We start from the raw sequence: 2,490 nt of genomic DNA, 5'->3' as shown, positions 1-2,490 counted from the left end.
GGCCGAGGCGGCGCTGTCCGCCGGCCGCCCCGCCGCGCGCTTCGAGCGCCGCCCCGGCGAGAGCCGCCGCAGCCTGACGCTGCGCCTGGTGCATCCGGGCGGGCCGGTGCCGCTGGCCGACGCGCTGCCGCTGTTCGAGAGCCTGGACCTGCGCGCCATCGAGGAGCAGCCCTACCACCTGCACCCGAAGGATGCCGGCGGCGCGCCGGCGCGGGCGGTGCTGCACGTCTTCTCGCTGGAGGCCGGCACCGAGCTGGAGGAGAGCCGCTTCCCCGCCATCCTGGAGGCGCTGGCGGCGCTGCAGGACGGCCGCGACGAGGTGGACGGGTTCAACCGGCTGGTCACCCGCGCGGGGCTCTCCTGGCGCGAGGCTTGGCTGCTGCGCGCGCTCTACCGCTGGCTGAAGCAGGTGGGCTTCGCCTTCGCGCAAGGCTCGGTGGAGGCGGCGCTGGCCGCCAACCCGCAAGCGGCGCGGCTGCTGGTCGGGCTGTTCAACGCCCGCTTCGACCCCGCCGCCGAGAATCGCGACACCGCCGAGGCCGCGCTCTCGGCCGAATGGGCGCAGCTGATCGAGGCGGTGGAGGACCCCGACACCGACCGCATCCTGACCCGGCTGCGCACCGCCCTCGATGCGGTGCTGCGCACCAACTACTTCCAGGGCAAGGGCTATATCTCGCTGAAGATCGACAGCGCCGCGGCGGGCGAGATGCCGCAGCCGCGCCCCTGGCGCGAGATCTTCGTCCACGCCCCGCATATGGAGGGCTGCCATCTGCGCGCCGGCCCGGTGGCGCGCGGCGGCATCCGCTGGTCCGACCGGCGCGAGGATTTCCGCACCGAGATCCTCGGCCTGATGAAGGCGCAGCGGCTGAAGAACGTCGTCATCGTGCCGACGGGGGCCAAGGGCGGCTTCGTGCTGAAGGGCGCCGTGCCGCCGGCCACCGACCGCGAGGCTTTCATGGCCACCGGCATCGCCGCCTACAAGACGCTGATCCGCGGCATGCTGGACGTCACCGACAACCTCAAGGGCGAGGTGGTGGTGCCGCCGCCCGCCGTGGTGCGGCGCGACGGCGACGACCCGTACATCGTCGCCGCCGCCGACAAGGGCACGGCGACCTTCAGCGACATCGCCAACGGCCTGGCGCAGGAATACGGCTTCTGGCTGGACGACGCCTTCGCCTCCGGCGGCAGCCAGGGCTATGACCACAAGGCGATGGGCATCACCGCCAAGGGCGCCTGGGTGATGATCGCCCGGCATTTTTCCGAGTTGGGCCACGACATCCAGAAGACGCCCTTCACCATGGTGGGCGTGGGCGACATGTCGGGCGACGTGTTCGGCAACGGCCTTCTGGTGTCGAAGCAGACAAAGCTGCTGGCGGCCTTCGACCACCGCCACATCTTCATCGACCCCTCGCCGGACCCGGCGGTCTCCTATGAGGAGCGGGCGCGCATCTTCGCCCTGCCGCGTTCCTCCTGGGCCGACTACAACCCGGAGAAGATCAGCGCCGGCGGCGGTGTCTATCCGCGCAATGCCCGCACCGTGCCGCTCTCGGCCGAGGCGCGCGCGCTGCTCGGCATCGAGGCGGAGCGGCCGGACCCGGCGACGGTGATGCAGGCGATCCTGCGCGCCCAGGTCGACCTGCTCTATTTCGGCGGCATCGGCACCTATGTGAAGGCGTCCACCGAGAGCCAGGCCGAGGCCGGCGACCGCGCCAATGACGCGATCCGTGTCGATGGGCGCGAGGTCCGCGCCCGCATCCTGGGCGAGGGCGCCAATCTCGGCGTCACCCAGGCCGGGCGCATCGAGGCGGCGCGGCTGGGCGCCGAGGGCGCCGGCGTGAAGCTGAACACCGATGCGCTGGACAATTCGGCCGGTGTCTCGACCTCGGACCACGAGGTCAACATCAAGATCCTGCTGGCCGATGCCCGCGCCGCCGGCGCGCTGACCGAGCGGCAGCGCGACGCGCTGCTGGTCGAGATGACCGACGAGGTGGCCGCCCTGGTGCTGCGCGACAACGCCCAGCAATCGCTGGCCGTCTCGCTGGAGGAGGCCGCCGGGGCCGAGGCGCTGGCGGCGCATGCGGCGCTGATGACGCGGCTGGAGGCCAGCGGGCTGCTGGACCGCGCGGTCGCCGGCCTGCCGGACGCCGCGGCGCTGGAGGCGCGCATGGCCGAGGGCGCCGGGCTGACGCGGCCGGAGCTCTCCGCCCTGCTGCCCTTTGCCAAGCTGTGGCTGACGGAGGCGATCGAGCAGAGCGGGCTGGCCGAGGATCCGGCGCTGCTGCCGCTGCTGGAGGCGTATTTCCCGAGCGCGCTGCGCCGTGGCTATGCGCCCTATATCGCGCGGCACCGGCTGCGGAAGGAGCTGCTGGCGACCATCCTGGCCAATGAGGTGGCGAACCGGCTGGGCCCGGCCGGGCTGGCGCGGCTGGCCGCCGGCACCGGCCCGGCCGAGGCGGCGCGCGCCGTGATCCTGGCCGACCGGCTGCTGGG

At 73.0% G+C, this 2,490-nt stretch carries 1 protein-coding gene; it reads left to right on the top strand.

Annotated features, from left to right (window positions below; translation table 11 throughout):
- On the top strand, window positions 1-2,490 hold a 2,490-nt coding region (locus tag HMPREF0731_RS15160), incomplete at both ends, for an NAD-glutamate dehydrogenase domain-containing protein (protein ID WP_007005044.1).

It is taken from the genome of Pseudoroseomonas cervicalis ATCC 49957 (assembly GCF_000164635.1).
GTDB lineage: Bacteria > Pseudomonadota > Alphaproteobacteria > Acetobacterales > Acetobacteraceae > Pseudoroseomonas > Pseudoroseomonas cervicalis.
Note: the sequence above shows the minus strand (reverse complement) of the source record. Positions and strands in the feature narration are given on the sequence as shown.